The 16,591-nt window shown below is 70.4% G+C and carries 14 protein-coding genes; 13 read left to right on the forward strand and 1 reads right to left on the reverse strand.

The features are described 5' to 3' along the window. Positions 1-193 precede the first annotated feature (193 nt). Positions 194-760 (reverse strand): beta-class carbonic anhydrase, encoded by a 567-nt coding sequence (locus tag OG522_RS27235; protein WP_329465639.1) that lies wholly within the window; start codon positions 758-760, stop codon positions 194-196. Positions 761-1,185: 425 nt separating this feature from the next. On the opposite strand from OG522_RS27235, the gene rsmH reads away from it, so the two are divergent. The 13 genes from rsmH to OG522_RS27300 all read left to right on the forward strand — a co-directional run bounded on the left by rsmH (position 1,186) and on the right by OG522_RS27300 (position 16,500). Beyond that, a complete protein-coding gene (gene rsmH, locus OG522_RS27240) occupies positions 1,186-2,136 on the forward strand; it encodes a 16S rRNA (cytosine(1402)-N(4))-methyltransferase RsmH (protein WP_329465640.1) in 951 nt (316 codons plus the stop codon). Continuing rightward, on the forward strand, positions 2,133-2,648 hold the full coding sequence (locus tag OG522_RS27245) for a hypothetical protein (protein ID WP_329465641.1): 516 nt from the start codon (positions 2,133-2,135) through the stop codon (positions 2,646-2,648). The genes rsmH and OG522_RS27245 overlap by 4 nt, the downstream gene beginning before the upstream one ends. A 4-nt stretch (positions 2,649-2,652) precedes the next feature. Further along, entirely contained in the window at positions 2,653-4,572 is a 1,920-nt protein-coding gene (locus OG522_RS27250) for a peptidoglycan D,D-transpeptidase FtsI family protein (RefSeq protein WP_329465642.1), read from the forward strand. Positions 4,573-4,586: 14 nt separating this feature from the next. Further along, complete coding sequence (locus OG522_RS27255; RefSeq protein ID WP_382808991.1) at positions 4,587-6,263, forward strand: UDP-N-acetylmuramoyl-L-alanyl-D-glutamate--2,6-diaminopimelate ligase; 1,677 nt, start codon at positions 4,587-4,589, stop codon at positions 6,261-6,263. Beyond that, positions 6,260-7,666, forward strand: a complete 1,407-nt coding sequence (locus OG522_RS27260) for a UDP-N-acetylmuramoyl-tripeptide--D-alanyl-D-alanine ligase (protein ID WP_329465643.1) — start codon at positions 6,260-6,262, stop codon at positions 7,664-7,666. The genes OG522_RS27255 and OG522_RS27260 overlap by 4 nt, the downstream gene beginning before the upstream one ends. Then, complete coding sequence (gene mraY / locus OG522_RS27265; RefSeq protein WP_100574590.1) at positions 7,663-8,733, forward strand: phospho-N-acetylmuramoyl-pentapeptide-transferase; 1,071 nt, start codon at positions 7,663-7,665, stop codon at positions 8,731-8,733. Before OG522_RS27260 ends, mraY begins: the two co-directional genes overlap by 4 nt. Next, positions 8,715-10,154: a UDP-N-acetylmuramoyl-L-alanine--D-glutamate ligase gene (murD, locus tag OG522_RS27270; protein WP_329465644.1), complete on the forward strand. Its 1,440-nt coding sequence runs from the start codon at positions 8,715-8,717 to the stop codon at positions 10,152-10,154. Before mraY ends, murD begins: the two co-directional genes overlap by 19 nt. A gap of 58 nt (positions 10,155-10,212) precedes the next feature. Next, on the forward strand, positions 10,213-11,589 hold the full coding sequence (gene ftsW / locus OG522_RS27275) for a putative lipid II flippase FtsW (RefSeq protein WP_329465645.1): 1,377 nt from the start codon (positions 10,213-10,215) through the stop codon (positions 11,587-11,589). Positions 11,590-11,595: 6 nt separating this feature from the next. Then, positions 11,596-12,681 (forward strand): undecaprenyldiphospho-muramoylpentapeptide beta-N-acetylglucosaminyltransferase, encoded by a 1,086-nt coding sequence (gene murG, locus OG522_RS27280; protein ID WP_329465646.1) that lies wholly within the window; start codon positions 11,596-11,598, stop codon positions 12,679-12,681. Between the two features lie 23 nt (positions 12,682-12,704). Continuing rightward, positions 12,705-13,511 carry a cell division protein FtsQ/DivIB gene (locus OG522_RS27285; protein WP_329465647.1) on the forward strand — a complete coding sequence of 269 codons (807 nt, stop codon included), beginning with the start codon at positions 12,705-12,707 and terminating at the stop codon, positions 13,509-13,511. A 277-nt stretch (positions 13,512-13,788) separates the two neighbouring features. After that, entirely contained in the window at positions 13,789-14,991 is a 1,203-nt protein-coding gene (ftsZ, locus tag OG522_RS27290) for a cell division protein FtsZ (RefSeq protein WP_329465648.1), read from the forward strand. Positions 14,992-15,048: 57 nt separating this feature from the next. Next, positions 15,049-15,777 carry a peptidoglycan editing factor PgeF gene (gene pgeF / locus OG522_RS27295; RefSeq protein WP_329465649.1) on the forward strand — a complete coding sequence of 243 codons (729 nt, stop codon included), beginning with the start codon at positions 15,049-15,051 and terminating at the stop codon, positions 15,775-15,777. A gap of 3 nt (positions 15,778-15,780) precedes the next feature. Then, complete coding sequence (locus tag OG522_RS27300) at positions 15,781-16,500, forward strand: YggS family pyridoxal phosphate-dependent enzyme (RefSeq protein ID WP_329465650.1); 720 nt, start codon at positions 15,781-15,783, stop codon at positions 16,498-16,500. Positions 16,501-16,591 lie beyond the last annotated feature (91 nt).

Here is a 16,591-nt window from a genome sequence, read left to right on the forward strand (position 1 = left end):
CCTCGGCCCTTGCATACGGGCCGGTGCGCCTCGAACGGCCCGGCCCACCCCGAAATACGGACAGCACGGCCGAACGGTTCGGACCGGTGTCACATCCGCATTCTTGTTGGCGTTGCCGCGTCGTGTCACTCGGCTGTGGACAACTGAGGGGGATTCGCCCTCAGTTGCCCCCGCTTTTCCGTTCCGACGGTTGTCAGTTCACCGGATCGATTTCCCGCAGCAGTCCCGTCGTCACGTCGAAGACGAACCCGCGGACATCATCGGTGTGCGGCACGAACGGCGACGTCCGCACCCGCTGCATGGACTGGCGTACGTCCTGGTCGGCGTCGCGGAACGACTCCACGGCCCAGGCCGGCCGCTGGCCCACCTCGTTCTCCAGCTCGTGCCGGAAGTCCTCGGTGAGGGACTCCATGCCGCAGCCGGTGTGGTGCACCAGCATGACGCTGGTGGTGCCGAGGGCGCGCTGGCTGATGGTGAGGGACCGGATCACATCGTCGGTGACCACGCCGCCCGCGTTGCGGATCGTGTGGCAGTCACCGAGTTCCAGACCGAGGGCGGCGTGCAGATCGAGGCGGGCGTCCATGCAGGCCACGACGGCCACCCGGAGCACCGGGCGGGCATCCATGCCCGGATCTTTGAACGCCTTGGCGTACGTGCGATTGGCCTCGACCAGCCGGTCGGTCACCGTACCTCCGTCGCGGACGGTCAGGTGCGGACGCGGCGCAGGAGGCTCCGCGGGTATGTGCGCAGGAGTCGACATGTCTATGACGGTAGTCGCCGCTGATCGTTCGGTCGCGCCATGGGGGCGGAAAAAGACTGTCAACTCGGGCGCTTGTGAGCTAACCCACAGCCCTCATCATGCCTCACCCGTACGAGTGAAAAATGTGCTGGGCGGCGCGCTGGAGGGTTGATTGACCCCAAGGACGAGTGGACTAAAGTGACGCGAAGTGGGAGGCGTGACACACGATCTCCCGCTTTGCGCAACCCCAAACCTCCGGGCAGCCCAACAGTCCGGACCACAACTTTTACCCGCGTGCCCGGCGCACGTACGGCTCGGCCTCCTCCCGCTCTCCGGTCGGCTGACGCCCCTTCCCCGGCGCCAGCCGTCCTCCCCCTCCCGCGCGTGGGGGAGCGGGAATCCGGCACGTATGCGCGGCGGTGCGCCGGATCCTTGAGAGGGCGGCTTTGAGCCAGCGACACGTCCCGGTGATGCTCCAGCGATGCTTGGACATGTTGGCCCCGGCCCTGACCGAGCCGGGGGCGGTCGTCGTCGACTGCACCCTCGGCCTCGGCGGCCACAGCGAGGCCCTGCTCACCCGGTTCCCCGAGGTGCGCCTGATCGCCCTCGACCGCGACAAGGAGGCCCTGCGCCTGTCCGGCGAGCGCCTCGCCCCCTTCGGCGAGCGGGCCACCTTGGTGCACGCCGTCTACGACGAGCTGCCCGACGTGCTGGAACGCCTGGGCACCCCCCGCGTCCAGGGCGTCCTGTTCGACCTCGGCGTCTCCTCCATGCAGCTCGACGAGGCCGACCGCGGCTTCGCCTACGCCCAGGACGCGCCGCTGGACATGCGCATGGACCAGTCGACCGGGATGAGCGCCGCCGAGGTCCTCAACACCTACCCGGCCGGTGAACTGGTGCGGATCCTGCGCGCGTACGGCGAGGAGAAGCAGGCCAAGCGGATCGTCTCGGCCATTGTCCGCGAGCGCGAGAAGGAGCCGTTCAGCAACAGCGCCCGGCTCGTCGAGCTGATCCGCGACTCGCTGCCGCAGGCCGCCAAGCGCACCGGCGGCAACCCCTCCAAGCGCACCTTCCAGGCGCTGCGCATCGAGGTCAACGGCGAACTCGCCAGCGTGGAGCGGGCGATCCCCGCCGCGGTCGCCGCGATCACGGTGGGCGGCCGGGTCGCGGTGCTCTCCTACCAGTCCCTGGAGGACCGCATCGTCAAGCAGGTGTTCGCGGCCGGCGCCGCCAACACCGCGCCGCCCGGCCTGCCGGTGGTGCCCGAGCGCTACCAGCCGCGGCTCAAGCTCCTCACCCGCGGCGCCGAACTCCCCACGGAGGAGGAGATCGCCGAGAACCGGCGGGCGGCCCCCGCCAGACTCCGCGGGGTCCAGCGGATCAGGGAGGACGTGTGAGCAAACCGGCCAGGCAGCTGCGCGGCACCGCCGCGCGGCTCGGCAGGCTGATGCCTTCGCAGGGACCGAACGGCGCCGCCCGCACGCCGTTCGTCCTCCTTGTCGTGACGCTCCTCGGCGGCGGCCTCATCGCGCTGCTGCTGCTGAACTCGGCGCTCAACGCGGGCTCGTTCCAACTCAGCGAATACCGCCGGCAGACCACCGAACGCACCGACGAACAACAGGCTCTCCAGCGGGACGTGGACGATCTCTCCGCGCCCGACGCGCTGGCCCGCCGGGCCGGTGACCTCGGCATGGTCCCCGGTGGGCCCCCCGTCTTCCTCAACCCCGACGGCACCGTCAAGGGCGTCCCCTTCACCGCCGGCGACCCCTCGCCCGCCGAGGCCGCCGAACCGGCCCCGCTGCCCGCCTCGGCGCAGAACCCGGGCGCCCCCGCACCGCACCCCAAGCACCACACCCCGGCCCCCCGGCCCCGGCAGCCCGCGAAGACCTCCCCGACCCCCGGCAGGTGACGCAGTGAGCCCCAAGGAACCCGTCCGCCGCCGGGTGCCTGCGCCCGCGCGGCCCAGGCCCCCCGCCCGACGCCCCGCGGCCGCCAAGAAGATCAAGCTCGGCAGCCACCGGCCCCGGCTGCGCCTGGTCAGCCTCGGGCTCACCCTGGTCATGCTGGCCTTCGTCGCACGGCTCCTCCAGGTGCAGGCCGTGGACGCCAGCGCCTACGCCGCCAAGGCCGAGAAGAACCGCTACGCCAGTTATGCGCTGCCCGCCGAGCGGGGCCGGATCACCGACCGGGCCGGCATCGCGCTCGCCACCAGCGTCGACGCGTACGACATCACCGCCGACCCCACGCTGTTCACCCCCGAGGCCACCAAGATCCCGGACGCCGCCGAGCAGGCGGCCGCGCTGCTCGCTCCGCTGATCGGCAAGGGCCAGGCGGACCTCACCAAGAAGCTCAAGACCCCCAGGACCCGCTATGTGGTGCTCGCCCGCCGGCAGACCCCGCAGGTCTGGAACCAGATCAAGGACCTGAAGAAGGTCTTCGCCGAGAAGGCCGCCGCCGACCGCGCCAAGGGCGGCCCCGGCGCCAACGTGCTGGCTGGGGTGCTGAACGAGACCAGCACCAAGCGGGTGTACCCGAACGGCGACCTCGCCGCCGGGATACTGGGTTACGTCAACGCCGAGGGCAAGGGCGGCGGCGGCCTGGAGTCGTCCCTGAACAAGGAACTGGCCGGCACCGACGGCAAGATCAGCTACGCCCAGTCCGGCGGCCGCCGGGTGCCCACCGCGGGCACCCACGAGACCCCGGCCGTACCTGGCTCCGACGTCGAGCTGACCATCGACCGGGACATCCAGTGGATGGCCCAGAAGGCGATCTCGGACCAGGTCACCGCGTCCGGCGCCGACCGCGGCTACGTCATAGTGCAGAGGTCCGACACCGGCGAAGTCCTGGCCATGGCGAACGCGCCCGGCTTCGACCCGAACAACATCGCGCAGGCCAACTCCGCCGCCATGGGCAACGCGGCCCTCCAGGACGCCTTCGAACCCGGCTCCACCGCCAAGGTCATGTCCATGGCCGCGGTCCTGGAGGAGGGCGTGGCAACCCCCGAGACCCATGTGGTCGTGCCCAACCGGCTCCAGCGCGGTGACCGCCTCTTCAAGGACGACATCGACCACGCCACCTGGAACCTGACCCTCAACGGCGTGCTCGCCAAGTCCAGCAACATCGGCACGATCCTGGCCGTGGAGCAGCTGGGCAAGACCGACGCCCAGGCCGACGGCGTCCTGTACTCGTATCTGCGGAAGTTCGGCATCGGCTCGCCGAGCGGACTGGGCTTTCCCGGTGAGACCCCGGGCATCCTCGCCCCCGCGAGCAAGTGGTCCACCTCGCAGCAGTACACCGTCCGGTTCGGCCAGGGCCTCTCGCTCAACGCCATGCAGGCGGCCTCGGTCTATTCGACCATCGCCAACGGCGGCGTACGCGTCGAGCCGACCATGGTGCGCGGCACCAGGGGCCCCGACGGGCGCTTCACCCCCGCGCCCGCGCCGAAGCGGACGCGGGTGGTCAGCGAGAAGACCGCCAAGAGCGTCGCCGAGATGCTCGAATCGGTCGTCGGCGACGCCGAGGGCACCGGAACCAAGGCCGCCATCCCCGGCTACCGGGTCGCGGGCAAGACCGGAACCGCCAACCGCATCGACCCCAAGACCGGCACCTACAAGGGCTACACCGCGTCCTTCGCGGGCTTCGCCCCCGCCGACAACCCCAAGATCACCGTTTACTGCGCCATCCAGAACCCCACCAAGGGCAGCTACTTCGGCGGCCAGATCTGCGGACCCATCTACAAGCAGGTCATGGAGTTCGCGCTCAAGACCCTGCAGATCCCCCCGACCGGAGCCCAGCCTCCCAACCTGCCCGTCTCCTTCGGCGGCAACGACTGAATCCGGAACCCTCAGTGACAACCATCACCCAGGGCCCTGGGAACCAGGACGGGACCCAGGACGCCGTGCCCCCCTCTTTTGGCGACCCGGCGGGTGCGCCCGGTACGCTCACCGCCGTGCCACACGCTGATCAGTACCGAACCGCCCCGAAGGACGTCCCCGCGAAACAGCCGGGAGCGCCCCGACCGGAACAGGCCCGACCGACCTCGCTCAGCGAGCTGGCCGAGCGACTGGGAACGAGCGACCCAGGGCCGGGAGAGGTCACCGGCATCACACACGACTCCCGGGCGGTACGCCCCGGAGACCTGTACGCCGCCCTCCCCGGTGCCCGGATGCACGGCGCGGACTTCGCGGCGCAGGCCGCGAGCCTGGGTGCCGTCGCCGTCCTCACCGACCCGGCCGGCCGGGAGCGCGCCGCCGCGACCGGACTGCCAGTCCTGGTCGCGGGCGACCCGCGCGGCCGGATGGGGGAGCTCGCCACCGAGATCTACGGACACCCCGGCGAGCAGCTGCTCCAGATCGGCATCACCGGAACCTCCGGCAAGACCACGACCGCCTACCTGGTCGAGGGCGGGCTGCGCGGCGCCGGACACGCCACCGGTCTGATCGGCACGGTCGAGATGCGGATCGGCGACGAGCGCATCAAGTCCGAGCGCACCACCCCCGAAGCAACCGACCTCCAGGCGCTGTTCGCGGTCATGCGCGAGCGCGGTGTCGACGCGGTCGCCATGGAGGTCTCCAGCCACGCCCTGGTGCTCGGCCGGGTCGACGGCTGCGTCTTCGACGTCGCCGTCTTCAACAACCTCAGCCCGGAGCACATGGAGTTCCACTCCGGCATGGAGGACTACTTCCGGGCCAAGGCGCAGCTGTTCACCCCGCAGCGCGCCCGGCGCGGCGTCGTCAACTACGACGACGAGTACGGCCGCAGGCTCGTGAAGGAGGCGGGCATCGACATCACCACGTTCTCCGCCGAGGGCCACCCCGACGCCGACTGGCGGGCCGAGGACGTCCAGGTGCGCCAGGACAGCAGCACCTTCACCGTCGTCGGCCCCAAGGGCGAGCGGATCTCGGCCACCGCCCCGCTGCCGGGCCCGTTCAACGTGGCGAACACCCTCGCCGCCGTCGTCACCCTCGCCGTCGCCGGGCTCGACCCGCAGACCGCCGCCGACGGAGTGGCCGCCGTACCCGGCGTGCCCGGCCGCCTGGAGCGGGTGGACGCGGGCCAGCCCTACCTCGCCGTGGTCGACTACGCCCACAAGACGGACGCCGTCGAATCGGTGCTCCGCTCGCTGCGCAAGGTCACCGGGGGCAAGCTGCACATCGTGCTCGGCTGCGGCGGCGACCGCGACCAGACCAAGCGGGGCCCGATGGGCGCGGCCGCGGCCCGGCTCGCCGACACCGCCGTACTGACCTCCGACAACCCCCGCTCCGAGGACCCCCTCGCGATCCTCGCCGCGATGCTGGCGGGCGCCGCCGAGGTGCCCGCGCACGAGCGGGGTGAGGTCCAGGTCTTCGAGGACCGGGCCGCCGCCATCGCGTCGGCCGTCGCCCGCGCCGAACCCGGCGACACCGTCCTCGTCGCGGGCAAGGGCCATGAACAGGGCCAGGACGTCAACGGAGTGGTCCGCCCCTTCGACGACCGCCTGGTGCTCCGCGCCGCCATCGAAGAAAAGTCAGGGATGAAGCAGTGATCGCCCTCTCCCTCGCCGAGATCGCCGAAATCGTCGGCGGGCAGCCGCACGACATACCGGATCCGTCCGTCCGTGTCACCGGGCCTGTTGTCATCGACTCCCGCCAGGTGGCGGCCGGTTCGCTGTTCGTGGCCTTCGCCGGTGAACGCGTCGACGGCCACGACTACGCGCAGCGCGCCATCGAGGCGGGTGCGGTGGCGGTACTGGCGGCCCGCCCGCTCGGCGTGCCCGCGATCGTCGTCGACGACGTACAGGCCGCGCTCGGTGCGCTGGCCCGCGACGTCGTGCGCCGGCTCGGCACCGAAGTCGTCGCCCTGACCGGCTCGTCCGGCAAGACCTCCACCAAGGACCTGATCGCGCAGGTGCTCCAGCGCCACGCGCCGACGGTGTTCACGCCGGGCTCCCTCAACAACGAGATCGGTCTGCCGCTGACCGCGCTCACCGCCACCGAGGAGACCAGGCACCTGGTCCTGGAGATGGGCGCGCGCGGCGTCGGCCACATCCGCTACCTCACCGGTCTGACCCCGCCAAGCATCGGCCTCGTACTGAACGTCGGGACCGCCCACATCGGCGAGTTCGGCGGCCGGGAGCAGATCGCCCTGGCCAAGGGCGAGTTGGTGGAGTCGCTGCCCGAAAACGGCTGCGCCGTCCTGAACGCGGACGACCCCCTCGTCCGGGCCATGGCTCCCCGAACCCAGGCGCGCGTGCTGCTCTTCGGGGAAGCGGACGACGCCGACGTACGTGCCGAAAACGTTCGGCTCACAGCGGCCGGACAGCCCTCCTTCAGGCTTCACACACCCTCCGGGTGCAGCGATGTGACGTTGCGCCTGTACGGTGAGCACCACGTGTCGAACGCGCTCGCCGCGGCCGCCGTCGCCCATGAGCTGGGCATGTCCGCAGACGAGATCGCCCGCGCGCTCTCCGAGGCGGGCACCCTCTCCCGTTGGCGTATGGAGGTCACCGAGCGTCCGGACGGTGTGACGGTCGTCAATGACGCCTACAACGCGAACCCCGAGTCCATGCGAGCCGCTCTGCGCGCGCTCGCGGCCATGGGCAACGGGCGCAGAACGTGGGCGGTGCTCGGTCCGATGGCCGAGCTGGGCGACGAGTCGCTCGCCGAGCACGACGCGGTCGGACGGCTCGCCGTCCGGCTCAACGTCAGCAAGCTCGTGGCAGTCGGGGGCCGGGAGGCGTCCTGGCTGCAACTGGGCGCATATAACGAGGGTTCGTGGGGTGAGGAGTCGGTGCACGTGTCCGACGCACAGGCGGCCGTCGACCTGCTGCGCAGTGAGCTGCGCCCGGGAGACGTCGTGCTGGTGAAGGCGTCCAGGTCGATCGGCCTGGAGCGGGTGGCACTGGCGCTGCTCGAAGGCGCCGCCGAGGGTGAGGTCGCCGCCCGATGAGGCAGATCCTCTTCGCGGGAGCCATTGGTCTGTTCCTGACCCTGGTCGGTACCCCGCTGCTGATCAAGCTGCTCGCCCGCAAGGGCTACGGCCAGTTCATCCGCGACGACGGCCCGCGCGGCCACGCCGGGAAGAAGGGCACACCCACCATGGGTGGCATCGCCTTCATCCTGGCCACGCTGATCGCGTACGCGCTGACCAAGGTGATCACCAGCGAGGACCCGACCTTCTCGGGTCTGCTCGTGCTCTTCCTGACCGCCGGCATGGGCATGGTCGGGTTCCTCGACGACTACATCAAGATCGTCAAGCAGCGTTCGCTGGGCCTGCGGGCCAAGGCGAAGATGGCCGGACAGCTGATCGTCGGCATCGCCTTCGCGGTGCTCGCCCTCCAGTTCGCCGACGCCCGCGGCAACACCCCGGCCTCCACCAAGCTGTCGTTCATCAACGACTTCGGCTGGTCGGTCGGACCGGTCATCTTCGTGGTGTGGGCGCTGTTCATGATCCTCGCGATGTCGAACGGCGTGAACCTGACGGACGGTCTGGACGGCCTGGCCACCGGCGCGTCCGTGATGGTCTTCGGTGCGTACACCTTCATCGGCCTGTGGCAGTTCCAGGAGTCGTGCGCCAACGCGCAGACCCTGACCAACCCCAACGCCTGCTTCGAGGTGCGCGATCCGCTCGACCTCGCGGTCGTCGCCTCCGCCCTGATGGGCTCCTGCTTCGGCTTCCTGTGGTGGAACACCTCGCCCGCCAAGATCTTCATGGGCGACACCGGCTCCCTGGCGCTCGGCGGCGCGCTCGCCGGCCTGGCGATCTGCTCCCGTACGGAGTTCCTGATCGCCCTGCTCGGCGGCCTGTTCGTGCTGATCACCATGTCCGTGGTCATCCAGGTCGGCTCGTTCAAGATGACCGGCAAGCGGGTCTTTCGGATGGCACCGCTCCAGCACCACTTCGAACTCAAGGGGTGGTCCGAAGTCCTTGTGGTGGTCCGCTTCTGGATCATCCAGGGCATGTGCGTGATCGTGGGCCTCGGTCTCTTCTACGCGGGATGGGCAGCGGACAAGTGAGCACCACCTGGCAGGGCAAGCGCGTGACGGTGGCCGGTCTCGGGGTCTCGGGGATGCCGGTGGCCCGGGTCCTCAAGGACCTCGGCGCCGTCGTCACGGCCGTCAACGAGGGCGCCGACGAGCGCTCGCGCGTGCAGGCCGCCGAGCTTGAGGCGCAGGGCATCACCGTGCGCCTCGGCGACGGGGACACCCTGCCCGAGGGCACCGAGCTGGTCGTCACCACGCCCGGCTGGCGGCCCGACAAGCCGCTGTTCACGGCGGCCGCCGAGGCGGGCGTGCCGGTCTGGGGCGATGTCGAACTGGCCTGGCGGCTGCGGGACCTGGACGGACGCACACCCGCGCCCTGGCTCGCGATCACCGGCACCAACGGCAAGACCACCACCACCCGGATGCTCGCCTCGATCCTGGAGGCGGCCGGGCTGCGCACCGCCGCCGTCGGCAACATCGGCGTCTCGCTGCTCGACGTCGTCCTCGGCGAGGAGCAGTACGACGTGCTCGCGGTCGAGCTGTCCAGCTACCAGTTGCACTGGGCGCCCTCGCTGCGCGCCCACTCCGCCGCCGTGCTCAACCTGGCCCCGGACCACCTCGACTGGCACGGCTCCATGGAGGCGTACGTCGCCGACAAGGGCCGGATCTACGAGGGCAACACCATCGCCTGCGTGTACAACGCGGAGGACAAGGCGACCGAGGACCTGGTGCGCGAGGCCGACGTGGAGGAGGGCTGCCGCGCGATCGGCTTCACCCTCGCCACCCCCGGCCCCTCCCAACTCGGTGTGGTCGACGGCATCCTGGTCGACCGGGCCTTCGTGCAGAACCGGCAGAAGAACGCGCAGGAGCTCGCCGAGGTCGCCGACGTCAACCCGCCGGCCCCGCACAACATCGCCAACGCGCTCGCCGCCGCCGCCCTGGCCCGCGCCTTCGGCGTCGAGCCCAAGGCGGTACGGGACGGCCTGCGGGCGTTCCGTCCGGACGCGCACCGCATCGAGCACGTCGCGGACGTGGCCGGCGTCGCCTACGTCGACGACTCCAAGGCCACCAACACCCATGCCGCCGAGGCCTCCTTGGCGGCGTACGACCCGATCGTCTGGATCGCCGGGGGACTGGCCAAGGGCGCCTCCTTCGACGAGTTGGTGCAGCGCTCCGCGAAGCGGCTGCGCGGGGTCGTGCTGATCGGTGCCGAACGCCACCTGATCGCCGAAGCCCTGGCGCGACACGCCCCCGAGGTCCCGGTGGTGGACCTCGACCGGACGGACACTGGGGCGATGTCCGCGGCGGTCCGCGAGGCGGCAGGGCTCGCCGAGCCGGGGGACACCGTACTGATGGCCCCGGCCTGCGCCTCGATGGACATGTTCGCGAACTACAACAAGCGCGGCGAGGCCTTCGCGGAGGCGGTCCGCGAACTCGCCGCCGGGCACGCCTAGCCGGACCACCCGTTCCACGGACCGGCGGCGCCGGGCACGACTGGAGGGGACAGCACACATGGCGGCCGATGCTCTTGACGGCTGGGGGGACGCGGTGCGTGGGCTCCTCGGACGCGCCGGTCTCGTCCTGCGCAGCCGTACCGCCTCGTCCGTGCGCGGTCCGGCGGTGCGCCGCGGCGGCGCCACGGGGACGCCCGGACCGCGCGGCCCCCGGCGCCTTCTCGAACAGGCCAGGAGGGCCTGGGACCGGCCGCTGACGGCGTACTACCTGATCCTCGGCAGCTCGATGCTCATCACCGTGCTCGGCCTGGTGATGGTGTACTCCGCCTCGATGATCAAGGCCCTGGAACTGTCGCTGCCCGGCTCGTACTTCTTCCGCAAGCAGTTCCTCGCCGCCCTCATCGGGTCGGGGCTGATGATCGCCGCGGCCAAGATGCCCGCCAAACTGCACCGGGCACTGGCCTACCCGATACTGGCCGGCACGGTCTTCCTGCTGATCCTCGTGCAGGTGCCCGGGATAGGGAAATCCGTCAACGGCAACCAGAACTGGATCTATCTGGGCGGCCCCTTCCAGCTCCAGCCCAGTGAGTTCGCCAAGCTGGCGCTGCTGTTGTGGGGCGCCGACCTGCTGGCCCGCAAGCAGGACAGGCGGCTGCTCACCGAGTGGAAGCACATGCTGGTGCCGCTGGTGCCGGTCGCCTTCCTGCTGCTCGGGCTCATCATGCTCGGCGGTGACATGGGCACCACGATCATCCTGACGGCGATCCTGTTCGGCCTGCTCTGGCTGGCCGGTGCCCCCACCCGGCTCTTCGCGGGCGTGCTGTCCGTCGCGGGCACGCTCGCCGCCCTCTTCATCAAGATCAGCCCGCACCGGATGGGCCGCCTGAACTGCATCGGGGCCACCGACCCGGGGCCGCAGGACCAGTGCTGGCAGGCGGTGCACGGAATCTACGCGCTGGCGTCGGGCGGATGGTTCGGATCCGGACTCGGGGCAAGTGTGGAGAAATGGGGTCAACTCCCGGAGCCCCACACCGACTTCATCTTCGCCATCACCGGCGAGGAACTGGGTCTGGCGGGGACGCTGTCGGTCGTCGCCCTCTTCGCGGCTCTAGGCTATGCGGGTATCCGCGTGGCCGGACGCACGGAGGACCCCTTCGTGAGGTACGCCGCGGGAGGTGTGACCACCTGGATCGTGGCCCAGGCCGTGATCAACATCGGTGCGGTGCTCGGCCTGTTGCCGATCGCCGGTGTCCCGCTCCCGCTGTTCTCCTACGGTGGGTCCGCCCTGCTGCCGACCATGTTCGCCGTGGGGCTCCTCGTCGCGTTCGCGCGGGACGACCCCGCGGCGCGGGCGGCGCTTGCCATGCGGCAGCCTCGGGTGAGTTGGAAGTCGATGAGACGGCGCGTCAAGAAGCGTCCGTCCGGAGAGCGGTGAATTTCGGTGCATGTCGTACTCGCCGGTGGGGGGACCGCCGGCCACATCGAGCCCGCGCTCGCCCTCGCGGACGCCCTGCGCAGGCAGGACCCCGCCGTGGGGATCACGGCACTCGGTACGGAGAAGGGCCTGGAGACCCGGCTCGTCCCCGAGCGCGGCTATGAGCTCGCGCTCATCCCGGCCGTCCCCCTGCCGCGCAGGCCCACCCCCGAACTGATCACCGTCCCCGGGCGGCTGCGCGGCACGATCAAGGCCGCCGAGCAGATCCTGGAGCGCACGAAGGCGGACTGCGTGGTCGGCTTCGGCGGCTATGTGGCGCTGCCCGGCTACCTCGCGGCCAAGCGGCTCGGGGTGCCGATCGTGGTCCACGAGGCCAACGCGCGGCCGGGCCTGGCCAACAAGATCGGCTCGCGATACGCGGCGGGAGTGGCCGTCGCCACCCCCGACAGCAAACTGCGCAACTCGCGCTACATCGGCATCCCGCTGCGGTACTCGATCGCGACCCTGGACCGCGCCCGGGTACGGCCCGAGGCGCGGGCCGCGTTCGGGCTCGACCCCAACCTGCCGACGCTGCTCGTCTCCGGCGGCTCGCAGGGCGCCCGCCGCCTCAACGAGGTGATCCAGCAGATCGCCCCGGTGCTCCAGCGCTCCGGCATCCAGATCCTGCACGCGGTCGGCCCGAAGAACGAACTGCCGCGTGTCGAGCACATGCCCGGTATGCCGCCCTATGTCCCGGTACCGTACGTGGACCGGATGGATCTCGCGTACGCCGCGGCCGACATGATGCTCTGCCGTGCGGGCGCGATGACCGTCGCCGAACTCTCCGCCGTCGGACTGCCGGCCGCCTACGTACCGCTGCCGATCGGCAACGGCGAACAGCGGCTGAACGCCCAGCCGGTGGTCAAGGCCGGCGGCGGACTGCTGGTCGACGACGCCGAACTCACTCCCGAGTGGGTGCAGGGCAACGTCCTTCCGGTACTGGCCGATCCGCACCGGCTGTACGAGATGTCGCGCTCCGCCGCCGAGTTCGGGCGGCGCGACGCCGACCAACTCCTCGTACAGATGGTGTACGAGGCCGTCGCAGCACGCTGATCAACTGACGGAAGGCAGGGACCGTGGCCGGACAGGCGACCGCCCAGCGCGGTGGCGGACGGACTGGGAAATCCGCGAAGTCCGGCCGGTCCGGCCCTCCTCCCCGGCGCGGCGGCCGGCTCCGGCTGCCCCGCCGCCGGGGTCCGCTGCTCGCCCTCGTCGGTGCCGTCCTGCTCGGCGCGGGCGTCATCTGGGTGCTTTACGGCTCCACATGGCTGCGCGTCGAGCACGTGAAGACCACCGGGACACGGGTTCTGACGCCCGGCGAGGTCGAGGCGGTCGCCGCGGTGCCGATCGGATCACCTCTGATTTCCGTCGACACGGGGGCGATTGAGGCCCGTTTGCGACAGAAACTTCCGCGGATCGACTCCGTCGAGGTCACCCGTTCATGGCCGCACGTGATCGGTCTGAAAGTGACCGAACGCAAGCCCGCGCTGCTCATGAAGAAGGGCGCGAAGTTCGACGAAGTGGACGCGAAGGGTGTGCGTTTCGCCACGGTCCAACAGCCCGTGCAGGGCGTCCCGCTGCTCGAATTGACGGTGTCGCAGTCGCCGAGCGCACGCCGCTTCGGCACCGACCGGCTGGTCCTGGAAGCGGTGCGGGTGGCGGCCGAACTCCCGCCCGTCATCGCCAAGGAGACCGGCTCGGTCAGGATTTCCTCGTACGACTCGGTCACGCTGGAGTTGACCGGCGGACGCAGCGTGCTGTGGGGAAGCGAGGAGGAGGGGGAGCTGAAGGGACGTACCCTCAGTGCACTGATGAAAGCCCGGCCGAAGTCGGTCCGCTTCGATGTGAGCGCCCCCACCGCCCCTGCGGTATCGGGTAGTTGACGGACATTTGCGCTGGCCAGCACCCTGGTTGGTCAGCGACACGGGTGATCACATAGGGTGAAAAGAAAAACGGGAGGTTCGGCGTGTTCGTTGAACGTGCGCCACTTGTCGACTTAGTGTCCTGTTCGGAAGAGTCCAGCGAACAGACACACTGGTAACCCTAAACTTCAACGTTAGGGTTCGGGTCGGCGATACGGACCGTCCCAATCGGCATTCGTCGTCACCTTGCGGCAACCGCGAAGTGACGACCCGTAACTCGAGGCGAGAGGCCTTCGACGTGGCAGCACCGCAGAACTACCTCGCAGTCATCAAGGTCATCGGTGTCGGCGGCGGTGGTGTCAATGCCATCAACCGAATGATCGAGGTCGGTCTCAAGGGCGTCGAGTTCATCGCGATCAACACTGACGCACAAGCACTGTTGATGAGCGACGCCGACGTCAAGCTCGACGTCGGCCGTGAACTCACCCGCGGCCTCGGGGCCGGAGCCAACCCGGCAGTCGGCCGCAAGGCGGCAGAGGACCACCGCGAGGAGATCGAGGAGGTCCTCAAGGGGGCCGACATGGTCTTCGTCACCGCCGGCGAAGGCGGCGGCACCGGCACCGGCGGCGCCCCCGTCGTCGCCAACATCGCACGTTCGCTCGGCGCCCTGACGATCGGTGTGGTCACCCGCCCGTTCACCTTCGAGGGCCGGCGCCGCGCCAACCAGGCGGAGGACGGCATCGCCGAGCTCCGCGAAGAGGTCGACACCCTCATCGTCATTCCCAACGACCGGCTGCTGTCCATCTCGGACCGCCAGGTCAGCGTGCTCGACGCGTTCAAGTCGGCCGACCAGGTGCTGCTCAGCGGTGTCCAGGGCATCACGGACCTGATCACCACGCCCGGTCTCATCAACCTCGACTTCGCCGACGTCAAGTCGGTCATGTCGGAAGCGGGTTCGGCGCTCATGGGCATCGGCTCGGCCCGCGGCGACGACCGCGCGGTCGCCGCCGCCGAGATGGCGATCTCCTCGCCGCTCCTGGAAGCCTCCATCGACGGCGCGCGCGGCGTCCTCCTCTCCATCTCCGGCGGCTCCGACCTCGGTCTCTTCGAGATCAACGAGGCGGCCCAGCTGGTCAGCGAGGCTGCCCACCCCGAGGCCAACATCATCTTCGGCGCGGTCATCGACGACGCCCTCGGCGACGAGGTGCGCGTCACGGTCATCGCGGCCGGCTTCGACGGCGGACAGCCGCCGGCCCGCCGCGACACCGTGCTCGGCGCCAACTCCAACAAGCGCGAGGAGCCCACCCCCTCGCGCCCGGTCGAGACCTCCCGCCCGCTCGGCGGACTCGGCACGGTGGGGACGCGCGAGGAGCCCCCGGCCCCGGCCCCGGTCGAGGTCGCCCCGGTCAACGAGGCCCCCGCCCCCTCGGCCATCCCGACGGCCCGTCCCTACCCGGACAGCCAGGCCGAAGAGCTGGACGTCCCGGACTTCCTCAAGTGACCCGACCGACATCGCGAAGCGGTCTCTTGAACCGACGTCTCGAAGCGGTCTCTTGAAGTGATACGAGAGCAGGACACAGTGAGCGGCGCGCACTTCGCTTTCACCGACCGGTGGGGTGGGGTGAGCGCCGTTCCGTACGAGGAGCTCAACCTCGGCGGTGCGGTCGGCGACGATCCCGCTTCGGTACTGACCAACCGGGAACTCGCCGCCAAGTCGCTCGGGATCGACCAGGCCCGGGTGGTCTGGATGAACCAGGTGCACGGACGTGAGGTCGCCGTGGTCGACGGGCCCTGGGGCCCCGACGGCGCGCCCGCCGTGGACGCGGTGGTGACGGCGCGCCGGGGAACCCCGCTCGCCGTGCTCACCGCGGACTGCACTCCGGTCCTGCTCGCCGACCCCGTGGCGGGGGTCGCGGCCGCCGCCCACGCGGGGCGGCCCGGAATGGTCGCGGGCGTGGTGCCCGCCGCGGTCGCCGCGATGGTCTCGCTCGGCGCCGACCCGGCCAGGATCCTCGCCCGTACCGGGCCCGCGGTCTGCGGGCGCTGCTACGAAGTGCCCGAGCGGATGCGGGCCGAGGTCGCCGAAGCCGAGCCCGCCGCCTGGTCCGAGACCAGTTGGGGCACGCCCGCGGTGGACGTCACCGCCGGCGTGCACGCGCAGCTCACCGCGCTCGGTGTCACGGACCTGGTGGCCTCGCCGGTCTGCACGCTCGAATCGGGTGACCACTTCTCGTACCGCCGCGACCGCACCACGGGGCGGCTCGCCGGATATGTCTGGCTGGACTGACTCATGACGGATCGCAAGACGGAACTCGCCGCGAATCTGGCCCAGGTGGAGGAACGTATCGCCACGGCCTGTGCCGCGGCCGGTCGCAAGCGGGCGGATGTGACCCTCATCGTGGTCACCAAGACCTACCCGGCGAGCGATGTGCGGCTGCTGCACGAACTGGGCGTACGCCATGTCGCGGAGAACCGGGACCAGGACGCGGCCCCCAAGGCGGCGGCCTGTGCGGATCTCGATCTGACCTGGCACTTCGTGGGTCAGTTGCAGACGAACAAGGTTCGTTCTGTTGCCAGTTATGCCGATATGGTGCAGTCGATCGACCGTGCCAAGCTCGTCGCGTCGCTCTCGGCCGCGGCGGTCGGCGCCGACCGGGAGCTGGGTTGTCTCATCCAGGTCGCGCTGGACGCCGAGTCCGGCGCCCGAGGTGAGCGCGGCGGCGTGGCGCCGGACGGAATCGGTGAGTTGGCGGCTCTGGTCGCCGAGGCACCCGGGCTTCGGCTCGATGGTCTGATGACCGTCGCGCCGCTGGCGGGCCGGTACGCGGGGCGCCAACGGGCCGCCTTCGAGCGGCTGCTGGAATTCTCATCCCGCCTGCGCGCGGACCATCCGGCTGCGAACATGGTGTCAGCAGGGATGAGTGCGGACCTCGAAGAGGCCGTGGCGGCCGGAGCGACACATGTACGCATCGGAACGGCGGTACTCGGAGTCCGACCCCGGCTCGGGTAACGTCGCGAAGCAAGTCGGACCACAGCAGAAAATATGGTCATTCCCACTCTTCGGTGGGTGGACCGCGTGGATCGTGGGCCCTTGGTGACGC

It is taken from the genome of Streptomyces sp. NBC_01431 (assembly GCF_036231355.1).
GTDB lineage: Bacteria > Actinomycetota > Actinomycetes > Streptomycetales > Streptomycetaceae > Streptomyces.